This window comes from Streptomyces sp. NRRL F-5755 (assembly GCF_001279365.1).
In the GTDB taxonomy this organism is placed as follows: domain Bacteria; phylum Actinomycetota; class Actinomycetes; order Streptomycetales; family Streptomycetaceae; genus Streptomyces; species Streptomyces rimosus.
On the sequence record NZ_LGCW01000241.1, the window covers coordinates 31962 to 53833 of the forward strand.

The window sequence follows — 21872 nt, forward strand, 5'->3', positions numbered from 1 at the left end:
CCATGACGACCGAGCCGAACGAGAGGACTGCTGTGAGCGAGCACGACAGCCGTATCGCCGTGATCGGCATGGCGGTACGGCTCCCGGGGGCCGAGGACGTCACGGACTTCCAGACGCTGCTGCGGCACGACGGGACCGAGGTCGGCGAGGTGCCGCCGAGCCGCTGGGCCCGGAAGCTGTACCTCGGCGACGGTGCCCACCAGGGCACACACCACCGCGGCGGCTTCCTGCTGGACCCGTTCTCCTTCGCTCCCGAGGCGTTCGGCCTGACCGCCGAGGACGCCGTCCACCTCGACCCGCAGCAGCGCGTACTGCTGGAGGTCGGCGCGCGGGCCCTGGAGGACTCCGGCTACCTGGGGACGCGCCGGCGGCTCGACGCGGGCGTGTTCATCGGCGCCCGCATGAACGCGTACGGATTCGACCACGGCCGGGGCCTGGGCGCGGACGATGCGGGACGTCCTGCCGACGCCCCGGCCGACGGGCCCGGCGCCGCCGCTCTCTGGGGGCGGTCGCAGAACTTCATGGCGGCCTGGATGTCCGACCGGTTCGACCTGGCGGGCCCGAGCCTCGTCGTCGACACCGCGTGTTCCTCTTCCCTGTCCGCCGTCTGGCTGGCCTGCCAGAGCCTGGCGGCGGGGGCCTGCGAGCTGGCCGTCGTCGGCGCGGTCGACCTGCTGATCGACCCGCTGACCTTCGTCCTGCTCTCCCGTACCGGAGCCCTGTCCGCGGACGGCCTGTGCCGGACCTTCGACCGCAGGGCCGACGGCTATGTGCCCGGCGAGGGGGCCGTCGCCCTCGTCCTGAAGCCGATGCGGGCGGCACTGGCCGACGGCGACCTGGTCCTCGGCGCCATCGCCGGGAGCGCGGTCAACAACGACGGCCGCACCATGGGCGTCACATCGCCGAACCTCGAAGCCCAGGTGGAACTGCTGGACAAGGTGTACGGGCGGATCGACCCGGTGACCGTCCAGTACGTCGAGACCCACGGCACCGGCACCGCGATCGGCGACCCCATCGAAGCGCGGGCGCTCACCGAGGTATTCGGCCGGCACGGGGTGCCCCGCAACTCCGTGGCACTGGGCTCCCTCAAGCGCCGCATCGGCCATCTGCACTCGGCGGCCGGCCTGGCCGGGCTGGCCAAGGTGGTCGTCCTGCTGCGCGACGGCATCGTCCCGGCGCTGACCGTGGAAGAACCCAACCCCCGCCTGAACCTGGCCGACAGCCCGTTCCACCTCCCCGCCACGCACCGCCCCTGGCCCGATGCGCCCGTACGGCGGGCCGCGGTGAGCGGGTTCGGCTTCGGCGGCACGAACGCGCACCTCGTCGCCGAAGCCGTCCCCCGGGCCCGGCCCGAACCGGACCGCACCGACGGGCCGGACCGCAGGATCCACGTCCTTCCCCTGTCGGCCGACACCCCGTACGCGCTGCGGGAACTGGCCGCCCAGTGGATCGGCTTCCTGCCCACCGTGGCCGACGATCTCGGCGACGTGTGCGCCACCGCCCGGCTGGCCCGTCCGCACCGCTCCGAGCGGGTGGCCGTCTGCGGGGCCGACGCGACGGAGCTGGCGTCCGCCCTGCGCATCTGGCTGCTGCGGTACGACGCTGCCGACTCCGCGGCGCCCGCGAGGCCCGTCGTACCGGTGCGTCCCGAAGCGGGCGAGGCAACTCCCGCCTGGCTCACCGCCCTCGACGGCTCGGTGCCCGCGGTGCACGAGGTCATCGGCCTCTTCGAGACGGCGACCGGGATGCGCCTGGCCGGCTTCTCCGGCGAACTACTGCGCATCAGTGAAGGAATCGCCCTCACGGTGGCGCTGCGCGATGCAGGGCTGCCGGAGAACGCGGTGGACCTGCCCCCGGGGTGGGAGGCGGCCCGCGACTTCGCCTGGGGCCGCCTGCCGGTCGAGGAGGCGCTGGCCGACATCCTCCGCCACGACGGCGATCCGGCCTCCGGGCCCGGGTACGAGGCCACGACCGGCGGCGAACTGTGCGCCCGCCTGGCCCGGACCCGGGACGGCCGGGAGGTGGCCGCCGTGCTCGCCGCGGTCACCGCCGACCTGTTCACGGCGGGCCGGGACATCGACTGGGCCGCCCACCAAGGGGACACGGCGTGGCGCAAGCGCCTGCTGCCGTCGGCCCAGCCGACCGGGCGGGCACTGGACCTCCGCGAACCGCTGCGCTCTCCCGAGCCCGGCGCGCCCACGGAGCCGGTACGGGACGAGGGAGCCGCCGGACACGCCTTCGCGCGGGTCTTCGGGCCGGGTGAGGCGCCCCTCGCGCAGCACGCCGTGTACCGCAGGATCATGCTGCCGGGCGTCGCGTGGCTGGAGTTCCTGCGCGAGGGCGCCGCGCTGCGCGGCGAGCCCTTCCACGGGGTGCGGGACCTGCTGTTCCACCGCCCGCTGATCCCCTCCGGCGCGTGCCGCGTGGTCTGCCGCGTCGACGCGCTGGGGCAGTTCACGGTGGAGGACGAACAGGACGGGGGCCCCTACGTCACCGGCCGCCTGCTGCGCGAGCCCGCCGCCGAGCCGGCTCCCGTACCGGTCGCCGCGCTGCTCGGTTCCTGCGCCGAGGTGCACGCCGGATCGGGTCTCTACCGGTGGCTGCGGCGGATCGGCTACCACCACGGCCGCTACTACCGCAACATCTCCTGGGTGGCGGGTCTCCCGGACGGCGGCACGCTCGCCCGCGTCGAGGGGCGGCGCCAGCGGGAGCTGAACGTGCCCGGCGTCCAGCTGTTCCCCGGGCTGCTGGACAGCGTCACCATCGCGGCGATCGCCCCGGACAACCCGGTGTTCGGCGCCGCCGACGCGTCCGCGTTCATCCCGCTCTCGGCGGGCCGGGTGGACGTCCACGGCCCGCTGGACGACGCGGCCTACGTCCGTACGGAGATCGCCTTCTGGAACGCGGAGGCATGCCGCGTCACACAGACGGTGACCGACGCCACGGGCCGTCCCCTGCTGGTCTTCGGCGACATGTCGTCCAAGCGGGTGCCGCTGGAGGCGTTCGGCGGGGCGGGGGAGCCCTTGGCCGAGGCGGCCGTACCCGGTGACGCACCCGCGACCGCGGCGGGCGCGGCCGGCGGTGGGGAAGCGGCGCCGGCCGCTCCGGCGCCCCCCGCCCGCCCCGCCCCCGCGGCACACGACGGGCGGCCACCGTCGTCCGGACGGGTGCTCGCCTGGTTCCTGGAGCTGACGGGCACCTCCGAGGACGACGCCGACACGGAGTTCCTCTCGGCGGGGTTCGACTCGGTCGGCCTCGTGTCGCTGAGCGAGCGGATCTCCCAGGAGTTCGGGCTGTCCCTCTATCCGACGGTCTTCTTCGAGTACCCGACCCCCCGCCGGTTCGCCGAGTTCGTCCTGGCCGAGGAGCCGGCCCTGGCCGCCTCGCTGATCCCGCCGCTCCAGCCGGACAATACGCCGCCAACTGCCCCGCAGACGCGCTTGGTTGAGCCGGAACCCGTCGCTGCGGCAAAGCCCGCGCCGCCGCCCGGCCCCGTACGCTCCCGCGACATCGCCGTCGTGGGCGCTGCGGTCCGCCTGCCCACCGCCCACACCCTCGCCGGCTTCGCGGACCTCCTCCGCGAAGGGCGGCACACCGTACGCCCGCTGCCCGAAGGCCGCTGGAGCCGCCCGCCGTCCGGGCCCGCCCCGCACGCCTCGTTCCTGGAGGCCGTGGACGAGTTCGACCCGGGCCCGTTCCGGATCTCGCCCCGCGAAGCGCCCCTGATCGACCCGCAGGCACGGATCGTGTACGAGACGATCTGGCAGGCCCTGGAGGACGGGGGACGGGCCGGTGAGCGGGCCGAGGGGAGCCGGACCGGTCTGTGGATCGCGTACAGCCACGACCACTACCACGAGGAACGCGCGCGCCTCGGCGTGCCCGACGGCCGGGGCCTGGGCCTGGAGGCGATGATCGCGAACCGGCTGTCCTACCTGATGGACTGGCACGGACCGAGCGCGCTCGTCAACACGCTCTGCTCGTCCTCGCTGGTGGCCATGCACACGGCCGTGCAGCACCTGCGCGCCGGGGACATCGACACCGCGGTGATCGGCGCGGTGCACGCCGCCCTCAGCCCGGAGTACTTCCGCTCGATGGGCGATCTGATGGCCCTGTCACCGCGCCACCGCTGCCATGCCTTCGACGGCGGCGCCGACGGCTTCGTCCCCGGCGAGGGGGCGGTCGCCGTCGTCCTGCGGCGCCACGACGACGCCCGGCGCGACGGTGACCGGATCCGGGGCCTCGTCAAGGGCGCGGCCGTGAACCACGGGGGCCGTACGACCCGCTACTCCGCACCGAGCCCCCGCGCGCAGAAGGAGGTCGTCTCCGACGCACTGCGGGACGCGGATGTCCCGCCGGAGACGATCGGGCTGCTGGAGGCGCACGGAACGGGGACGAAGCTGGGGGACCCGATCGAGGTCGACGGGCTGGTGCGAGCGTGGCGCGGGCACACCCGCCGTGCGCAGTTCTGCGCGATTGGTTCGGTGAAGTCGAACGTGGGTCATCTGGAGCCTGCTGCGGGGCTGGTGGGGTTGGTGAAGTGTCTGCTGGCGATGGAGCACGGGGTGATTCCGCCGACGTTGCATGTCACGCGTCCCAATGACCACATCCGTTTCGAGGACACACCCTTCTATCTGGCCGATCGTGCGCGTCCTTGGCCGCGGGGCGGGCATCCGCGCCGTGCGGCGGTCAGCGCGTTCGGCATGGGCGGCGTCAACGCCCACGTCATCCTCGAAGAACCACCAGCGCCGCCTGAGGAGGCTCCCCTTCCGCAGGACAGCCACATCGTGCGGGTCGGTGCGGCGGACGAGGCCGCACTGCGTGACCTGGCCGGCGCCTACGCCGACCACCTGGCAGGTACTGCCGAGGGGCTGCTCGGCGACTTCGCCCTGACCGCCAACACCGCGCGGTCCGCCCACCGGTACCGCATCGCCGTGCACGGAGCCACTGCCGGCGAACTGGCCGCCCGGCTGGCCGAGGTCGCCTCCGGAGCCACGCCGCCGACCCGGCACACCCGGACGGCGACCACCACCGCCTTCCTCTTCACCGGACAGGGCTCGCAGTACGCGGGTATGGCCCAGGGCCTGGCGGCGACCGAGCCGCACTTCCGCGACGCCCTCGATGAATGCGCAGGTCTCCTCGCGCCGCACACCGACGTGCCGCTGCCCGACCTCCTGTGGGGCGACGCCCGGCACCTGCTGGACCAGACCCGGTACGCGCAGATCGGCATCGTCAGCGTCCAGGTCGCCCTCGTCGCCGCCCTCCGGGCGGCCGGGGTCCGGCCCGACGTGGTCGCCGGGCACAGCCTGGGCGAACTGACCGCGGCCTGGGCCGCCGGCGTGCTCGCCCTGCCCGACCTGCTGCGGCTGACCGCGCTCCGCGGCGAGCTGATGCAGGCCCAACCCGCCACCGGCACCATGGCCGTCGTCCACACCGACCTCCAGACGCTCACGGCCGGGCTGGCGGCGTACCCGGACATCGAGATCGCGGCCCACAACGCGCCGCGCGTCCACACCGTCAGCGGCCCGGAAGAAGCGCTGGCCCGGTTCGCGGAGGGGAGCACCTTCCGCGTACGGCCCCTGAAGGTCAGCCACGCCTTCCACTCCGCGGTGATGGAACCGGCCCTCGCCCCCTTCACGGACGCCGTGGCCGCGACCCCGCTCACGCCGCCCGTGATCCCCTTCGCCAGCACCCTCACCGGCACCTGGCACAGCGAGGACACGGCCACCGACCCCGGGCACTGGGCCCAGGCGATCCGCCGGACCGTCCGCTTCAGCCAGGCCGTCACCACCCTGGCCGGCACGGGGCCCCACACCGTCTGGGAGGTCGGGCCGCACCCGCAGCTCCTCCCGCTCGCCCGCGCCACGCTGGACGGGACGCGTACCGGCCCCGATCCCGTGTGGATCCCCACGCTCCAGCGGGGCCGGGCGGACCAGCCGCAGTTGCACGCCGCGCTGGTGGCCCACCACAACCACACCGGCGCGGACCTGAACTGGACCGGCCTGCACCACGGCAAACACCAGAAGGTGTCCGCCGTCCCCGGCTACCCCTTCAGACGCCGCCGGTTCTGGATCACCCCCGACGCGCCCGGCACCCCGGAACCCGGCCCCACGACCACCGACAGCACCCACCCGCACGAGACGAAGAGGCCCGAGCACCATGGCTAGCGAATACGGACTGAAGCGACACTTCAACGGCGAGGCCGCGCGCCTCATCGGGGGCAAGGTACGCGCCGTCCACCCCGAGTTCGACGTCGAGGGCTACGCCGCCGAGGTCGAACAGCGCATCCCCGGCAAGGAGCTGAAGGACCGCGTCCTCGTCCTGGCCGAAGGTCTGCGCTCCCGGCTTCCCGGGGACTACCCGGCCGCCGTGGCCCTCCTCGTGCCGATCCTCGGGGACGAACTGGCCGAGGGCGACGGCATGTTCAACACCAGCTGGTTCCTCATGCCGGTGGCCAGGTTCGTGGAGGAGTACGGCCGAAACCACCCCGAGGTGTCCCTGGACGCCATCGAGGCGATCACCCGGTGCCACACCGGCGAGTACGCCATCCGGCCCTTCGTCGAGGACCACTACGCGATGACCATGCAGCGCGTCGCGGAGTGGGCGCACAGCCCGAGCCACAACGTACGGCGCCTCGCCAGCGAGGGCATCCGCCCGCGCCTGCCCTGGGCCCGTACCCTTGACATCTTCGTCAAGGACCCGCGGCCCGTCCTGGAGGTCCTGGAGCCCCTGCGCAGCGACCCCTCCGAGTACGTGCGCAAGTCCGTTGCCAACAACCTCAACGACATCTCCAAGGACTCTCCCGAGATCGCGCTCGCCACCGCGTTGCGCTGGCTGGAGGAAAGCCCCACACCGGAGACCCACTGGATCGTCAAGCACGCCCTGCGCACCCTGGTGAAGAAGGGCGACCAGCAGGCCCTGGCCCTCCTCGGGGCGACCGGCGGGCAGTTCGTCCACGTGTCCGGCCTGCGCGTCACCCCCGCTGCGGTGGCCGTCGGGGACACTCTCGTCATCGACTTCACCGTCGAGAACGCCGACGGCCGGGCCCACAGCGTCACCGTCGACTACGTGGTCCACCACGTGCGCAAGAACGGCCGCAGCATCCCCAAGGTCTTCAAGCTGACGACCCTCGAACTCGCCGCCGGGGAACGGCGGACCGTCCAGAAGACCCACACCCTCAAGGAGGTGCAGACCCGCCGCTACTACGCGGGTGAGCACGCCGTCGACATTCAGGTGAACGGCCTGGTCAAGGCCACCGAGCAGTTCGCCCTGCGCACATGAGCGGGACCGCGGCGCACCTCGCCGCCACCGATCCGCTGGTCGGCGACCACCGGATCGGCGGCACTCCCGTGGTCCCGGCCGCCGCCCAGATCGACGTCGTGCTCACCGCCTGCGACGCCCGGCGGCCCGACCGCGTGTGGACGCTGGAGAACGTCACCTTCACCGCACCGCTCCGGGTGACCGGCTCCGGCGTCGACCTCACGGTGGTCACCTCCGGCGACGGACGGTGCTCGCTCCGCTCGCTCGACGCGGGGGCGGGCGGCGCGCCGGTCGAGCACAGTACGGCGCACGTACGCGACGCGCCCCTGCCGCCACCCCGCTACCTCGACCCGGCCGGGCTGCGGGCCGGCTGCGCCGAGCCCGTCGTACTGGCGGACGTGGCGGCATGGCGGCAGGCCAGCGGCATCACGTACGGGCCCGCCTACCGGGCGATCCGGTCCGCGCACCGCGGCCCGGACCGCATGCTGATGGTCCTGCGCGCGGACACCGGCCCGCACGGGGCCGGGTTCGTGCCGCCGCCCCTGCTCGACAGCGTCTTCCAGGCTCTGGGCATGCTCGACGGCGGGGCGGCCGGGGCGTGTCTGCCCTGGCACGTGGGCCGTGTCGTGGTACGCCGACGGGTCTCCGGCACGGTGCTCGCCCTCGTCGAACGGGACCCGGCCGCCGGGTCCCGGGGCGGTGCCGTACGGGGCAGGGCCACCGTCTGCAACCAGCAGGGCGAAGTCCTGGTCGAACTGGACCGCATCACGCTCAAGTCGCCTGCGGCACCGGCGCCTTCCCGGGAGGCGGAGGAAGCGGGCCGTTCTGCCGCGGGTTCGATCGAGAGCGTCGTCTGGCGGAAGACCGGACCGGTGGCCGCCCCAGCGGCGCGCGAAGGGGCCCTGCTCCTGATCGCACCGCGGCCGGTACCGGCGCCGGACGGCCGGCCCGTCGTCCACCTGACGCCGGACGAACTGACCGGGGAACGCATCGACACGGCGCTCGCGGCGACGCCCGTGGGCACCGTGGTCTACGCCGCCCCGCGCGGCCCGGCCGGCGCGGACCAGGTGGTCGAGGCCCTGCAACGAGTCTTCGTCCTGGTACGGCGGCTCGCGGCACGTCCGCCGATGCCGGATCTCGTACTGGTCACCAGCGGGGCCCAGCAGGTGGCGGGGGAGGAGACCGTCGACCCCTTCATGACCTCGCTGTGGGGGCTCGGCCGCACCATGGCCGTGGAACACCCCCGCGCCACCGTGCGACTGGTGGACCTGGAGGCCGGAGCCGTCCTCACGGCGACCGCGCTGGAGCAGGTACTCGGACACGCCGGGCCGGAACTCGCCCACCGGGCGGACGGCTGGTACCGGCCCGAACCGGAACCAGACGCTCAGCCACCACAACCGCCCAGGGCCGCACAGGCCCCCCGCTTGCGCGGTGGGCGCTTCCTCATCACCGGCGGCATGGGCGGCATCGGCCTGCGGGTCGCGGAGTTCCTGGCGGCCGAGGGCTGCGCCCACCTGACGCTCGTCGGCCGGAACGTCCCGGGCGAGGGGGACACCCGGGCTCGGCTCGACCGGCTCGGCGGCCGCTGCCACCTGGAAACCGTGGCAGCGGACGTCCGCTGCCTGCCGCGGGTGCTCGACGGCGCGGAGCGCTATGACGGCGTGTTCCATGCCGCCGGGGTGCTGCGCGACGCCCTGGCCCGTAACCTGACGCCCCATCAGGTCGAGGAGGTCCTCGGCCCCAAGATCGGCGGAGTGCACGCGATCGCCGACCTGGCCGCGGACAGCGGAGCACCGGGCTTCGTCGCCCTCTTCTCGTCCGTGGCCGCCGTACGCGCCAATCCCGGCCAGAGCGCCTACGCCACGGCCAACGCCTACCTGGACGGCTACGCGGCGCGCCAACGCGCCGCAGGGCAGCCCTGGTTCAGTCTCGGCTGGGGGCTGTGGGACGTCGGCATGGGCGCGCACATCGCCCCGAAAGCCGCCGCGCACGGCTTCCCGGTCCTCACCGCGGACCGCGGTGTCGCCCTGCTGCGCACCGTCCTCGGCCGCCCTCCCGGGCACTACGTCCTGACCGCCGCCGCCAACGCGAAGGAAGAACCCATGACCGCTGTGACACCGGAACGCGGGCTGTGGCTGTCGCTGACCACGGCCTTGCAGAAGATCCTGCACGTCGACGACGTGGCGCCGCAGGACGACCTGCTGGAGCTGGGCCTCGACTCGATGATGGCGGTCGAGCTGGCCGCGTCCCTGTCCGCCGACGGCTTCGAAACCGACCCGATGGCCTTCTTCGAGCACAGTACGGTCGGCGAACTGGCCCGCCACCTCGGACCGCCGGCCGGTACGGCCTCGGCGGCCCCGGCGACGGCGCCGGTCGAGGCTCCCGCTGCCTCAGCCCCGGACCCGGTGCCGGTGCCCGCGGAACGTGAGCCTGACATGCCCGCCCCCGCCGCCGTGCACCGGGCAACGGCCGACTCCTTCGTCCCCGACTGGGACCGGTACCGCGACCCGTCACCCGCCGCTCCCGAGGCGGCCGGAACGGCCCCGCCCGCCAAGACGCTCCGTCCCCCGGCCCGTACCCCCCGGCGCACCCTGCCCGGCCGCCTTTCCAGCAGGCCCGACGGCACCTTCCTCGACCGGCGCATCGATGCCCTCTCGGCGGAGGACCGCGCCATCGTCGCCAAGGACGCCTACTTCTACGAGCCCGTCATCGAGGAGGCGCGGGGCGCCCACATCAAGTTCGACGGCCGCTGGTTCCTCAACTTCGCCTCGTACAGCTACCTCGGGCTCATCGGGCACGACTACATCGAGCAGCAGGCGCTGCGGGCCGTGGAACGGCACGGCACCGGCGCGCACGGCGTACGGCTCCTCGCGGGCACCCTCCATCTGCACCGCGAACTGGAGCTCGCGCTCGCCCGGTTCCTCGGCACCGAGGACGCCGTCGTCTTCTCCAGCGGCTACATGGCGAACGTGGCCACCGTGGGCGCGCTGGTCGGCCCCGGCGACGTCATCATCGGCGACGTCTACAACCACGCCAGCATCCTCGACGGCTACCGGCTGTCGGGCGCCGAGGTCGTCACCTACGCGCACAACGACCTCGCCGACCTGGAACGGGCCCTGAAGAAGGCGGGGGACGCGGGCCGGCTGGTGGTCACCGACGCCGTCTTCAGCATGGACGGCGACGTGGCCGACCTGCCGGGCATCGTCGGGCTGTGCGAGCGCTACGGCGCCCCGCTCATGGTGGACGAGGCGCACAGCCTCGGCGTGCTCGGCCGCACCGGACGCGGTATCACCGAGCACTTCGGCATCGACCCGGCCCGCGTCGACGTGAAGATGGGCACGCTGTCCAAGACCGTGCCCAGCGCGGGCGGTTACGTCGCCGGGCCGAGCGACCTCGTCTTCGCGCTGAAGAACAACGCGCGCGGCTGGATGTTCTCCGCGGCCGTCACACCGGCCCAGGTGGCGGCGGCCCAAGCGGCGATCGAGGTGATCGAGGCCGCTCCGCACCTGCCCGGCGAACTGCGGGCCAGGACGACGCGCTACCGGGAGCGGCTGCGGGCACTGGGCTTCGACACACTGGCGAGCACGACGCCGGTCGTACCGGTCATGTGCCACAGCGCCGAGCAGGCGAACGCCATGGCCCGCGCGTGCCAGCTCGACGGGCTGTTCGTGCAGCCGATCGTCTACCCGGCCGTACCGCGGACGCTGCCGCGGCTGCGGACCATCGTCAGCCTCAGCCACTCGGACGCCGACCTGGACACGGCCGTCGCCACGCTGGAGAAGGCCGGCCGCGCCTGCGGCCTCATCACCTGACCGACGGATACGCACGCGCGGCGGCGCGCCGTGCCGCACGGCGCACGATCACACGGACAACCAAGGGGGAACGGACATGACGGACACCGACCGGACGGCATTCTTCTCGGCCGTACTGAAGGCCATCGCCTCGACCCGCAACCACGGCACCGACCAGGACGAGCACGTCAAGGGCGTGGTGGAACCGGCCGCGCGGATCCGCGCCGTCGAGGAGGAGGGCAAGGACGGGCAGCTCACCTCCGGCGAGACGGGCGAGGTGCTGGAGCTGCTGGAGACCACGTTCCGCGCCAAGCGCACGCCGGACGAGGAGCGGGAGTACTACCTCCAGTACATCGAGAAGGTCTCCGGCGTCAGCCGGGCCTCGTTGGGTGTGTCCACCTGGTGAACGGCTCCGAGATCGCGTGGTACAGCCACGAGATGTGCTTCTGGCACGACCCCGGGCCCGGCTCGGGGTACGTGCCGGTGGGACCGGGCGTCGAACCGCTCCGCCAGTTCGCGGTCGACCCCGATCTGCGCCGTGCCGAGGGGCTGGTCAAGGCATCGGGCGTGCTGGACCGGTACACCTGCCTCACACCGGCTCCGGCCTCCGACGAGGACCTGCTGCTGGTGCATGTGCCGGAACACATCGAGCGCGTCGAGGCGCTGTCGGCGCTCGGCGGCGGTGACGCCGGCGTGTACGCGCAGGTGAACCACCACAGCGCACAGGCCGCGAGGCTTGCGGCGGGCGCCGCGGCGCAGGCTGTCCGGCAGGTCCTGGACGGGCGGTTCCGGCGGGCGTACTGCCTGGTCCGCCCGCCCGGCCACCACGCGGAACCCGACCGGGCGATGGCCCTGTGCCTCTACAACAACGTCGCGATCGCCGCGCGGGCCGCACAGCGTCGCGGGGCGCGCCGGGTACTGGTCCTGGACTGGGACGTGCACCACGGCAACGGCATCCAGCGCGTGTTCTACGACGACCCCGACGTGCTGTACGTGTCGATCCACCAGGACGGTCTGTTCCCGCCGGCCTCCGGCCTCGTCATGGAGACGGGCACGGGCGCCGGCGCGGGCAGCACCCTCAACGTCCCGCTGCCCCCGGGGACAGGACACGACGCCTACCTCGCCGTCGTCAGCCGCGTCGTGGCGCCCGCGGCCCGCGCGTTCGGCCCCGACCTGATCCTGGTCGCGGCGGGCGTGGACGCGGGCGGGCACGACCCGATGGGCCGGATGCTGTGCACCAGCCGGACCTTCCACGCCATGACGTCGATGGTGTGCCGGCTCGCCGACGAGCTGTCCGGGGGCCGGATCGTCTTCGTCCACGAGGGCGGCTACTCGGCGTGGTACCAGCCGACGCTCGTGCTCGGCACGGCGAGCGCGATCGCCGGGCTGCCCGCCCCGCAGGACCCCTTCCTGCACGCGCTGGACCACCTGCCGGGCCAGCGCATGCAACCCCACCAGCGCCGGGTGATCGAGCACTTGGAAGCTCGTCATCCGCTGCTGCTCCGCCCCTCGGCGGGCACCGGCACGGCACGGGGAGCGGCCGATGAGTAGCTGGTGGACGACCATCGGCGGCGGCACCCGCCCGGCGGCCCGGTTCCGCGTGGTGGCCCTTCCGCACGCCGGCGGCTGGCCCTCCGCGTTCCGCTCCTGGTGGCAGGTGCTGCCCGCGGACGTCGAACTCGTCGTGGCCCAGCTGCCGGGCCGGGGCGCCCGTATCGGCGAACAGCCGCTGACCCGCGTCGAACCCCTCGTCGACGCGCTCGCCCGGTGCCTCGCGGACCTGCCCGAGCTGCCGTACGCCGTCATCGGGCACAGCTTCGGCAGCGTACTGGCGTACGAACTCACCCGGACCATGGAGCAGAAGGGGCTCGCGCCCGAGCTGCTGGCCGTCTCGGCGCGTCAGCCTCCCTGCTTCGCCGGCGAACCGCCCTCCACCCACCTCAGGAGCGACGCCGACCTGCTGGAGCATCTGCTGGACATCGGCGGCATCGCGCCGCAGCTGATGGACCGGGCGGACCTCGTCCGGCCGTCGCTGCGCGCCATCCGGGCGGACCTGGAGGCGATGGAGCGCTACGAGCGGCCGCTGTCGGGCACCGGCGTGCCCATCCTGGCGCTCGGAGCCGCCGACGACCCCGTCGTCGACGCCGACCGGCTGCACCTGTGGTCCCTGGAGACGACCGGCGGCTTCCGGCGGCTGATGTTCACCGGCGGCCATTTCTACCTCTACGAAGCCCCGCACGCCGCGGCCGTCGCCCGCCATCTGGTGGCCGGCCGCACGGGTGCGCCGGGCGGGGGCCGCGTCCCCCGCCCGCCCCGCCGCCCGGCACCCCTACCGGCCGGCGATCCCGAGCACTCCTTGGAGGAGACAAGTTGAGCACCGTCACCGATACCTCCCACCGGGCCGGACCACGGGAGTGGCTGGGCCTGGCCGTGCTGGCGCTTCCCACGCTGCTGCTGTCGATCGACGTGAGCGTGCTGCACCTGGCGGTCCCGCACATCAGTGAGGGCCTGAACCCGTCGGCCGCCCAGATGCTGTGGATCATCGACATCTACGGCTTCCTGATCGCCGGCTTCCTGGTGACCATGGGCACGCTGGGCGACCGTATCGGCCGCCGGAAGCTGCTGCTGATCGGCGCCGCCGCCTTCGGCGTGGCATCGGTCGCCGCCGCCTACGCCAACGGCCCGGTCCAACTGATCGCGGCCCGCGCGGCGCTGGGCATCGCCGGGGCCACCCTGATGCCGTCCACCCTGGCGCTGATCAGCAACATGTTCCGGGACGCCCGGCAGCGCGGGGTGGCCATCGCCATCTGGATCACGATGTTCTCCGTCGGCATCGCGCTCGGCCCGGTGGTCGGCGGCGCCATGCTGGAGTTCTTCTGGTGGGGTTCGGTCTTCCTGCTCGGCGTGCCCATCATGGCGCTGCTGCTGGTGGCCGGTCCGGTGCTGCTGCCGGAGTACCGCGACGCACAGGCGGGCCGGATCGATCTGGCCAGCGTGGCCCTGTCCCTGGCGACGATCCTGCCGGTGATCTACGGCCTGAAGGAGATCGCCAACGACGGGGTGTCCGTGCCGCCGCTGCTGATCCTCGTCGCGGGCCTGGCCGTGGGAGTGGTGTTCGTCCGCCGGCAGCGCGCCGTGGCGAGCCCGCTGCTGGACTTCCGCCTGTTCGGCAACCCCGCGTTCCGCACGTCCCTGGTGACGCTGCTGCTGTGCATGCTGGTCGCCGGCGGCACGTACCTGTTCGTGACGCAGTACCTGCAACTCGTGGGCGGACTCTCGCCGATGAAGGCCGGTCTGTACCTGCTGCCCGCCGCCTTCGCCCTGATCGTGACGTCCGTCGTGTCCCCGATCGCCGCGAGCAAATTCCGGCCGGCGTACGTCGTCGCCGTCGGCCTCGGCGTCTCGGCGCTGGGGCACGTCATGCTGGCGCTCGCGGACAGCACGTCCGGGATCGCGCAGGTCGTGACCGGTTTCGCCTTCGTGTACGCGGGCGGCGGCCCGCTCATCGCGCTGGGCACCGACATCGTGGTCGGGTCGGCGCCGCCCGAGCAGGCCGGATCCGCCGCGGCCATGTCGGAGACCAGCACCGAACTGGGCATGGCGCTCGGCGTGGCGGTTCTCGGCAGTGTCGCCACCGCCGTGTACCGCGGTGGGGTGGACGTTCCCGCCGGGGTCCCGGACGGTGCAGGGGACACGCTCGCCGGCGCGCTGAAGGCGGCGAAGGACCTGTCCTCGGACGTGGCCGCGGCGTTCGTGGACTCGGGCCGGGCCGCGTTCACCGACGGCATGAACGTCATCGGTGTCATCGGCGCGCTGCTGGCGCTCGGGACGGCCGTGCTCGTGGCGGTCGTCATCAAGAGTCCGCCCACGGGCGCGGCCGTGGAGATGGCCGAGAGCCCCGTCGAGCCCGCGGAGCAGCCGGCTTCCTGACCCGCCGGACCGGGTGGTGCCGGAGTGCCGACGGGCAGCACCACCCGCCGTCATGTCCGCCCGTATCGCCGCCGCCGCACCCCCGTGGGCGGCGGCGACCCATGTTGACATACCGACGGTACGTCATTAGGTTCACTCGCATACCTTCGGTACGTGACTGGAGATGGCACTCCATGCTGACCAGCCTCCGCCCGGTGATCTGTACCTCACGCCTTGAGGAGTCCCGCGAGTTCTACACCCAGCTGTTCGGATTCAAGGTCACTCACGAGACGGCGTGGTACGTCGGCCTCGGCCGCCCCGGACCGCCACCTCACGAACTCGCCCTCCTCGACGACACCCACCCGGCTCTCCCGGGGCCCTGCCGACGGCCGCTGCGCACGGCCCGCCTCACCCTCGAAGTCGAGGACGGTAAAGGCGAGTTGGAGCGCATAGCCGCGTGTGGGGGACCGGTGGCGGGGAGACGTCGGTGCGGCACTGGTAACCCGGTGGGGAACGACCTGTTCGTCACGGACCCGAGTGGTGTGCTCATCCATGTCGTCGCACTGAGATGACCTGCCGACCGGCGCTCGCGGAGGGCCGGCGGCCAAGGGGGGAGGGCGGTCGTGCCCGCAAGAGTCGATCCCGAGACGGCGGTCGCGGTCATGCGCGCCGCGGGTCTCGAACCATTGGAACCGTATCCCGGGGCCAACGTGGCCTGGAGCAGCCGCTGCACGAAGAACGCGCACCTGGTCGCGCCCACGTTCACCTCGGTGCGCGTCGGCGCGAGCGCCGGATGCCGGTACTGCGGACGCATCGCCGCGGGGGAGCGCCGGCGGGCCGCCGGGCGGGCCCGGGCCGAGGCGGACATGCGCGCCGCGGGCTTCGAGCCGCTGGAGCCGTACCCGGGTGCCAGGGCCCGGTGGCCCTGCCGTCATGTGGTCTGCGGCCGTACCGTCCATCCGCGGCTGTTCGGCATCCGCGCCGGCAAGGGCGGCTGCCGTGCGTGTGCGGGACGGGCGCCGGTGGGCCAGGAGACCGCCGAGGCGGAGATGCGCGCGATCGGCATGGAGCCGCTGGAGCCGTTCCCCGGCCGGGTCCGCGACCGGTGGATGTGCCGCTGCACGACGTGCGGCCACGTCGGCGCCCCCACCCTCAACAACATCCGCCGCGGGCAGGGCGGGTGCTATGCCTGCGCCCACCGCGCCGCCGTCGCCCGCCGCGCGGGCTGACCGGCCCACCGTCCGTACGGAAACGGGCGCCCCCCGGGGGGCGCCCGTCGCTGTCACCTGACGCGCAGGGCCTCCAGCATCGCCACCAGTGCCGCCTGCGTGGCGTCCAGATCGCCCGGGCCCGACGACGCGGCCAGCCACAGCGCCGCCTCGTTCATCGCGCCCGACAGCAGATGGGTCAGCGGCTCGACCGGCTGAGCGGCGATCCGCCCCTCGGCGATGAGGTCCCCGAGCACCTGCGCCAGGTGCCGCCCCGAAGTCGTCTCGTTCATGGCCCGCCACTCGCTCCAGCCGAGGACGGCGGGCCCGTCGACGAGCATGATGCGCTGGATCGCGGGATCGGTGGACACGGTGAGGAACGCCTGGCACCCGGAGACGAGCTGTTCCCAGGGGTCCTCCCGGACGTCCGCCGTCTCGGCGATCCGCTCGGCCACCTCCTGCTGCACCTGTTCCAGCACGGCCCGGAACAAGTCGGCCTTGCCGGAGAACTGGTGATACAGCGCGCCCTTGGTGACCCCTGCCGCCCGGACGATCTCCGACAGCCCCACGCTCCCGTACCCCAGCGCGGAGAACAGCCGCCTGCCCTCCCGCACCAGCGCCTGCCGGGTCTGCTCCCGCTGCTGGGCCCGAATTCCCTGAGTCATGCTCTCCCCGTTCCTCACGTACTGAAGGTACGTCAATGTGGTCCGGGGTGGCGATCCATCTGCTGGGGGATGTGTCCCGACGGCACGGGAGGGTCGGGGCCCACGGGTGCGGGGACTGGTCCGGGTGTGGCCGTGTGGGGCCCGGCGTCAGCGCGTCGGGCCCCACACGGAGGGTGGAGGTCAGGCGTCGCCGTTGAGCATGGCGGCGGTCAGGACGTTGCCGGCGACGCCCCAGCCGCCGTCGGCGACCTCGTCGACCAGGACGACGGTGGTGGGGCGGGCCCGTTCGCCGTAGATCTCCGCGTACAGGTCGGTGGTGCGCTCGACGATCTTTTTCTTGTCCTCGGCGGTGACGGTGCCCGCGGGGACCTTGAAGTGGGCGAAAGGCATGGGTGTTTCTCCTTGCGTGGGTTTCTTGTGTGGTCTGGGAGGTGGTGCGGACATGCGTGTCCGGGAAGGGGTCTGGAACGGGTGGCCGTGGGGTTGTGCCACGGCTGGTGGCGGGGTGGTCAGAGGCCGGCGTGCGGAGACAGCAGCTCGTCGATGCCGATGCGGTGGAAGAACTCCGCGCGGATGCGGTCGTAGACGACCGACACCACCTCGCTGCCGTCGCGGCTGGGGTCGACGTGGGTGCGGAACGGGCGTTCCCCGTGCGGCAGACCGATGACCCGGACGATGTCGCCGGCCACCTCCGCGGCATCGTGCCCAGGCGGGAAGATCCTGCTCAGGCCGTGGGCCATGGTGTCCCTGAGCCGGCCGTAGGGCGCGTCGTACTCCGCGGCCCGCCGGGTGTCGGCGGGCGCGCCGGCGCGGGTGAAGTGGTTGGTGCCGCTCGGGTAGGCGCCGGGGACGACGAGGGTGGTCTCGATCCCGAACTTGATCAGCTCGGCGGCGTAGCTCTCGGCGAGAGCGTCCATCGCGGCCTTGGCGGCGAAGTAGGGCCCCAGGAAGGGCGGGTGCCCGCCCCGGGTCGAGGAGGAGCCGACCCACACGAGCAGGCCCCGTCGCTGGTCACGCATGACCGGCAGCACGGCACGGTTCACCCGCTGTGTGGACAGCACGTTGATGTCGTAGACCTCGGTGAGCTGAGCGACGGTGAATGCCTCGGCCGGTCCGAGGACCATGTGGCCGGCATTGTGCACCACCACGTCGATCCGCCCCTGCTCCGCCCGTACGTGGTCGATGGCGATGTCGACCGACTCCTGTTCCTGGACGTCCATCTCCACAGCGGCCACCCGCACGCCGCGGTCCTGTTCGAACTGGGCGAGCGCGGCGACAGCGGGTGCGTTGCGCTCCGCGGTGGCGCGCATTCCGGCGTACACGATGTGTCCGGCCTCGGCCAGGGCTCGTGCGGTGAGGTTCCCGAAGCCGCTGGAGGCGCCGGTGACCACCACGATGTTCGGCTGCGTCCTCACACCAGGCCGCCGTTGGCCCGCAGGACCTGGCCGTTCACCCAGTGCCCCGCCGGGCTGGTGAGGAAGGCGACCACCTGGGCGATGTCTTCCGGGGTGCCCAGCCGTTCCAGGGGCGGGGCCTTGGCGAGCTGGTCGATCTGTTCGGGTGTCTTGCCTTCGAGGAACAGGTCCGTGGCGGTGGGGCCGGGGGCGACGGTGTTGACGGTGATGTCCCGCCCGCGCAGCTCGCGGGCGAGGATCGACGTGAGCGACTCGACGGCCGCCTTGCTCGCCGCGTACGGGCCGTACGCGGGGAAGCGGGTGCCCACCACGGAGGTCGAGAACCCCACGAACGAGCCGCCCGCGCGCAGCCGCCGGGCGGCCTGCTGAGCGACGACGAAGGCGCCACGGATGTTGGTACGGTGCACGGCGTCGAGCACCGCCAGGTCGAGTTCGGCGATCGGGGACAGCGCGAGTCGGCCCGCGCAGTTCACCACGACGTCCACGCCGCCGAACTCACGCTCCGCCCGGTCGAACAAGGCGGCGACCGCGCGCTCGTCCGCCACATCGGCCTGGGCGTGAATCGCCTGTCCGCCGGCGGCGGTGATCGCCGTCACCGTTTCCCGGGCGGCTGCCGCGTCGCGGGCGTAGTCGACCACCACGGCCAGGCCGTCCTGGGCCAGCTTGAGGGATACCGCCCGGCCGATACCGCGTGATCCGCCGGTGACGACGGCAACCCGCCCGGCCGCCGGGGGAGGAACGGGAGGGGGAGTGGGGTGGTTCGTAGTCATGTCCTCCACGATGCGCGGCACCGGCCGGCGGAACCAGGGGATGCCATCCCCTGGGTCGGCGGCCCGGCCGGACGCAGAATGGCGGGCATGGGTTCTGCCAGATACACCGAGCTGGGGGCTTTCCTGCGCTCCCGGCGCGCCCGCATCCGTCCGGCCGACGTGGGCCTTCCCCATGGGCCTCGCCGCCGGGTGCCCGGGCTGCGCCGCGACGAGGTCGCGCAGCTCGCCGGCGCCTCGGTGGACTACTACAACGAACTCGAACGCGGCGCCGGATCCCAGCCCTCCGAGCAGATGATCGCCGCGCTGGCGCGGGCCCTGCGCCTGACCGCCGACGAGCGCGACTACCTCTACCACCTGGCCGACCGCCCGGTGCCCGCGCCCGGCGGACCCGCCTCGCACGTCCACCCCGGCATGTCCGACCTGCTCACCCGCCTGACCTCGACCCCGGCCCAGGTGATCACCGACCTGCACGTCACCCTCGTACAGAACCCGCTCGCGGTGGCGCTGCTCGGGGACCACTCCGGCTTCAGCGGCGCCCGGGCCAGCTTCATCCACCGCTGGTTCACCGAACCCGACGCCCGGCAGCTGTACCCCGAAGCCGACCACCCGGCCCAGTCCCGGGCCTTCGTCGCCGACCTACGGGCGGCCGCCGCCAGACGCGATGCCAAGGACACCGAAGCCGGCTCGATGATCGGCACGCTGCTCGGCGCCTCCCGCGAATTCGCCGCCCTGTGGGCCGACCACGACGTGGCATTCCGGCGCGACGACCGCAAACGTCTCAACCACCCGACGCTCGGCCTGGTCGAGGTCAACTGCCTCAACCTGTTCAGCGAGGACGGCCGGCAGCGGCTGCTCTGGTTCACCCCCGCCGTCGGCACCGACAGCGCGGACCTCCTGGACCTGCTCGCCGTCCTCGGCACGCAAGAAATCACCGGCCCGACACGCTGACCGCCTCCCCGCCACCGCGCGGTATGGACACAACCCCGCCCGGCGCAAGGGAGCTCAGACCAGCAGCGAGGTGGCCGACTGCCGAGCGGGCCGGGAGCGGCGCAGATCGCGAGTGATGTTGACGCGCTTGAGCCGGCGGTCGCGGCCGTCATAGGCGGCGACGAATGGCTTGCGGCCGTGCACGGCCTGGTAGTTGTCGACGATCAGCAGCGAGCCCGCGTCCAGGGCGACATCGTGCAGCCCGTCCTCGATGAGCGCCGTGATGGTGTCGGAGGCCCGCTGGGCGGCCGTGTCTCCGGGCGCTGGGCTCATATAGGCCGGGTCGATCCGCAGATACGGGTCGTCGGGTCGCCGAACAGGACGGCGACGCGTTCGGGCGTGTCGTCCATATCGGCGGTCGCCGCGAAGTGTGCGGCGCGCCGGCCGCCCGCCGGGTTCTGCCCGGGCGTGTGCGAGGTGTCGGGGCGGATCAGATAGCGCGGTTCCAGGAGCGTGGCCCGGTCCTCGGCGGTGAGGCCGGCCAGGTCGGGCCGGCCCAGGGGGGTTGCGGCCCGCCGGTGGTTGCGCAGGCACAGCAGGCCCAAGTAGTCGCAGCGCAGCGGGTGGAAGGCGTCCTCGGTGTGCCACAGCAGTTCGTCCCGGCTGCTGGAGCCCATCTGCTCGGTCTCCTCGCCGGGAATGGGCAGCACGTCACGGACGAGTCGGCCGCCTTGCTGGGTGGTCCAGCCGAATGCCTCGCCGAGCAGGGCCGCGTGCAGCAGAGCAGCAGTTCCTGGTCCCGGGTCCGCAAAGGGCGGCCTGTTGATCGCCAAGATGGGCAGCGGACACCGCCGGCGTCATCCGCTATCCAACCAGCCGAACGGATGGCGCAACGGCTGCGCGAACGTTCGCATGCTCCGGGGTCAAGCCGGTGCCGCTGCGGTGCTCGTCTGCTGCCCGCGGTGTCGGTGACCTCCCGTTTTCGGCTCCCGTGCCGACGCGGCTCCGCTACGTCGCGGCCGGGGCGAGGCGGATGCCGCGGGGCGGGCCCGGATCCGCACCGGCGCGGGCGGGGCCGCGGGGAGGGCGCCTACAGCACGGTTCTCTGGCGGGGGGCTTCGCCGATCAGGGCAGGTGGCGGCCTTGGCGTGGCCCTGTCGTTTCCCGGTTGCGGGGCCGGGGGAGGTGAGGGTTGCGGTTGCGGTCGGTGGGTTCGTAGGAGATCCGGTAGCCGCACTGCACGCACTCCTCACGGACCACCACCCCGTCCTGAAGGCAGGCGCGGTGGTGTTCCGGTGCGCAGCCGTGCAGCGCCATGGTGGGAAGCGCGACCTTTCCCTTCGGCCGCACTGCGGCCGGTTCCTGCTCAGGGCGGATGGCTGGGGCGTGGTGTTGCTGCCGGCCGAGGAGGCCAAGGTGCGAAGGCGTGCCGACGTGTGCGTTCATACGGCTCTCCACAGCAGAAGGGACACCGCCGCCGTCCGTGGGCGCGGCGCTCCTGGATGGCCGAGGCCGGCTGGGCGGCAGTGCCGAGCGATGCCTCGCGGCGCAGTTCCAGAGCTCGGTACGGACGGCATGCCAGGAAGGCATAGCCCAAGGACCGTAGGTTGGGTTGCCGGCGCCGCGTGATGTTCCATCAGCTCCTCCGCCTTCTTCGGGGCGCCTATGTGGTGGGAGCAACGACAACCGGAACCTTCGGGCACGTGCCGTCGCACGATGTTCACCCGATAATCACGGCTGGTGGATAAACGCTACTGCAGCGGCGGCTCAGTGAAGAGCGCGTTGGGGGGAGCGGCGAGCCGGTCACCGTGCGGTCGACCATGGGGCGAAGGGCCGGGCCCGGGCGGGTGAGCAGGAGTACGCCTCCCGCCGAGCGCGGACGCATCGCCTTGCGGGCCAGCACGGTCAGGGAGTTGAAGGTCACGGCACC

The 21872-nt window shown here is 73.0% G+C and carries 16 protein-coding genes; 10 read left to right on the plus strand and 6 right to left on the minus strand.

Features of this window, described 5'->3' with window-relative positions; translation table 11 throughout:
* Nucleotides 1–2: 2 nt before the first annotated feature.
* The 9 genes from ADK86_RS19315 (at nt 3) to ADK86_RS19355 (ending at nt 16186) form a co-directional block, all read left to right on the plus strand.
* Entirely contained in the window at nt 3–6164 is a 6162-nt protein-coding gene (locus ADK86_RS19315) for a type I polyketide synthase (RefSeq protein ID WP_234345932.1), read from the plus strand.
* Nucleotides 6157–7278 carry a DNA alkylation repair protein gene (locus ADK86_RS19320; RefSeq protein WP_053697681.1) on the plus strand — a complete coding sequence of 374 codons (1122 nt, stop codon included), beginning with the start codon at nt 6157–6159 and terminating at the stop codon, nt 7276–7278. The genes ADK86_RS19315 and ADK86_RS19320 overlap by 8 nt, the downstream gene beginning before the upstream one ends.
* Nucleotides 7275–11069, plus strand: a complete 3795-nt coding sequence (locus ADK86_RS19325; RefSeq protein ID WP_053697682.1) for a bifunctional SDR family oxidoreductase/pyridoxal phosphate-dependent aminotransferase family protein — start codon at nt 7275–7277, stop codon at nt 11067–11069. The genes ADK86_RS19320 and ADK86_RS19325 overlap by 4 nt, the downstream gene beginning before the upstream one ends.
* 76 nt (nt 11070–11145) lie before the next feature.
* Nucleotides 11146–11454: a hypothetical protein gene (locus ADK86_RS19330; protein ID WP_030374600.1), complete on the plus strand. Its 309-nt coding sequence runs from the start codon at nt 11146–11148 to the stop codon at nt 11452–11454.
* On the plus strand, nt 11451–12599 hold the full coding sequence (locus ADK86_RS19335) for a class II histone deacetylase (protein WP_234345933.1): 1149 nt from the start codon (nt 11451–11453) through the stop codon (nt 12597–12599). Before ADK86_RS19330 ends, ADK86_RS19335 begins: the two co-directional genes overlap by 4 nt.
* Entirely contained in the window at nt 12592–13422 is an 831-nt protein-coding gene (locus ADK86_RS19340) for a thioesterase II family protein (protein ID WP_053697683.1), read from the plus strand. The genes ADK86_RS19335 and ADK86_RS19340 overlap by 8 nt, the downstream gene beginning before the upstream one ends.
* A complete protein-coding gene (locus ADK86_RS19345) occupies nt 13419–14978 on the plus strand; it encodes an MFS transporter (RefSeq protein WP_053697684.1) in 1560 nt (519 codons plus the stop codon). Before ADK86_RS19340 ends, ADK86_RS19345 begins: the two co-directional genes overlap by 4 nt.
* 173 nt (nt 14979–15151) lie before the next feature.
* Complete coding sequence (locus tag ADK86_RS19350) at nt 15152–15529, plus strand: VOC family protein (RefSeq protein WP_053697685.1); 378 nt, start codon at nt 15152–15154, stop codon at nt 15527–15529.
* Nucleotides 15530–15580: 51 nt separating this feature from the next.
* Nucleotides 15581–16186 (plus strand): hypothetical protein, encoded by a 606-nt coding sequence (locus tag ADK86_RS19355; RefSeq protein WP_053697686.1) that lies wholly within the window; start codon nt 15581–15583, stop codon nt 16184–16186.
* Nucleotides 16187–16239: 53 nt separating this feature from the next.
* Here the strand turns inward: ADK86_RS19355 and ADK86_RS19360 are convergent, their stop codons facing one another.
* The 4 genes from ADK86_RS19360 to ADK86_RS19375 form a co-directional block, all read right to left on the minus strand.
* On the minus strand, nt 16240–16830 hold the full coding sequence (locus tag ADK86_RS19360) for a TetR/AcrR family transcriptional regulator (RefSeq protein ID WP_053697709.1): 591 nt from the start codon (nt 16828–16830) through the stop codon (nt 16240–16242).
* Between the two features lie 180 nt (nt 16831–17010).
* Nucleotides 17011–17220 carry a 4-oxalocrotonate tautomerase family protein gene (locus tag ADK86_RS19365; RefSeq protein ID WP_003985135.1) on the minus strand — a complete coding sequence of 70 codons (210 nt, stop codon included), beginning with the start codon at nt 17218–17220 and terminating at the stop codon, nt 17011–17013.
* A gap of 119 nt (nt 17221–17339) precedes the next feature.
* Nucleotides 17340–18245, minus strand: coding sequence for an SDR family NAD(P)-dependent oxidoreductase (locus tag ADK86_RS19370; protein ID WP_053697687.1), 906 nt, complete (start codon nt 18243–18245; stop codon nt 17340–17342).
* The gene (locus ADK86_RS19375) at nt 18242–19015 is read right to left on the minus strand and encodes an SDR family oxidoreductase (protein ID WP_053697710.1); all 774 of its coding nucleotides are present in this window, start codon (nt 19013–19015) and stop codon (nt 18242–18244) included. Before ADK86_RS19375 ends, ADK86_RS19370 begins: the two co-directional genes overlap by 4 nt.
* An 87-nt stretch (nt 19016–19102) precedes the next feature.
* On the opposite strand from ADK86_RS19375, the gene ADK86_RS19380 reads away from it, so the two are divergent.
* A complete protein-coding gene (locus ADK86_RS19380; protein ID WP_107088514.1) occupies nt 19103–19963 on the plus strand; it encodes a helix-turn-helix transcriptional regulator in 861 nt (286 codons plus the stop codon).
* Between the two features lie 54 nt (nt 19964–20017).
* On the opposite strand, the gene ADK86_RS19385 is transcribed toward ADK86_RS19380, so the two are convergent.
* Nucleotides 20018–20590, minus strand: coding sequence for a TauD/TfdA family dioxygenase (locus ADK86_RS19385; protein WP_107088513.1), 573 nt, complete (start codon nt 20588–20590; stop codon nt 20018–20020).
* Between the two features lie 477 nt (nt 20591–21067).
* The gene (locus ADK86_RS19390; protein WP_053697689.1) at nt 21068–21292 is read right to left on the minus strand and encodes a hypothetical protein; all 225 of its coding nucleotides are present in this window, start codon (nt 21290–21292) and stop codon (nt 21068–21070) included.
* Between the last annotated feature and the right edge of the window lie 580 nt (nt 21293–21872).

What these genes read in the sequence shown, in the direction of transcription:
- ADK86_RS19315 (WP_234345932.1), top strand. Translation starts at nt 3, where the DNA reads ATGACGACCGAGCCGAACGAGAGGACTGCTGTGAGCGAGCACGACAGC.
- ADK86_RS19320 (WP_053697681.1), top strand. Translation starts at nt 6,157, where the DNA reads ATGGCTAGCGAATACGGACTGAAGCGACACTTCAACGGCGAGGCCGCG.
- ADK86_RS19325 (WP_053697682.1), top strand. Translation starts at nt 7,275, where the DNA reads ATGAGCGGGACCGCGGCGCACCTCGCCGCCACCGATCCGCTGGTCGGC.
- ADK86_RS19330 (WP_030374600.1), top strand. Translation starts at nt 11,146, where the DNA reads ATGACGGACACCGACCGGACGGCATTCTTCTCGGCCGTACTGAAGGCC.
- ADK86_RS19340 (WP_053697683.1), top strand. Translation starts at nt 12,592, where the DNA reads ATGAGTAGCTGGTGGACGACCATCGGCGGCGGCACCCGCCCGGCGGCC.
- ADK86_RS19350 (WP_053697685.1), top strand. Translation starts at nt 15,152, where the DNA reads ATGCTGACCAGCCTCCGCCCGGTGATCTGTACCTCACGCCTTGAGGAG.
- ADK86_RS19360 (WP_053697709.1), bottom strand. Translation starts at nt 16,830, where the DNA reads ATGACTCAGGGAATTCGGGCCCAGCAGCGGGAGCAGACCCGGCAGGCG.
- ADK86_RS19365 (WP_003985135.1), bottom strand. Translation starts at nt 17,220, where the DNA reads ATGCCTTTCGCCCACTTCAAGGTCCCCGCGGGCACCGTCACCGCCGAG.
- ADK86_RS19375 (WP_053697710.1), bottom strand. Translation starts at nt 19,015, where the DNA reads ATGACTACGAACCACCCCACTCCCCCTCCCGTTCCTCCCCCGGCGGCC.
- ADK86_RS19380 (WP_107088514.1), top strand. Translation starts at nt 19,103, where the DNA reads ATGGGTTCTGCCAGATACACCGAGCTGGGGGCTTTCCTGCGCTCCCGG.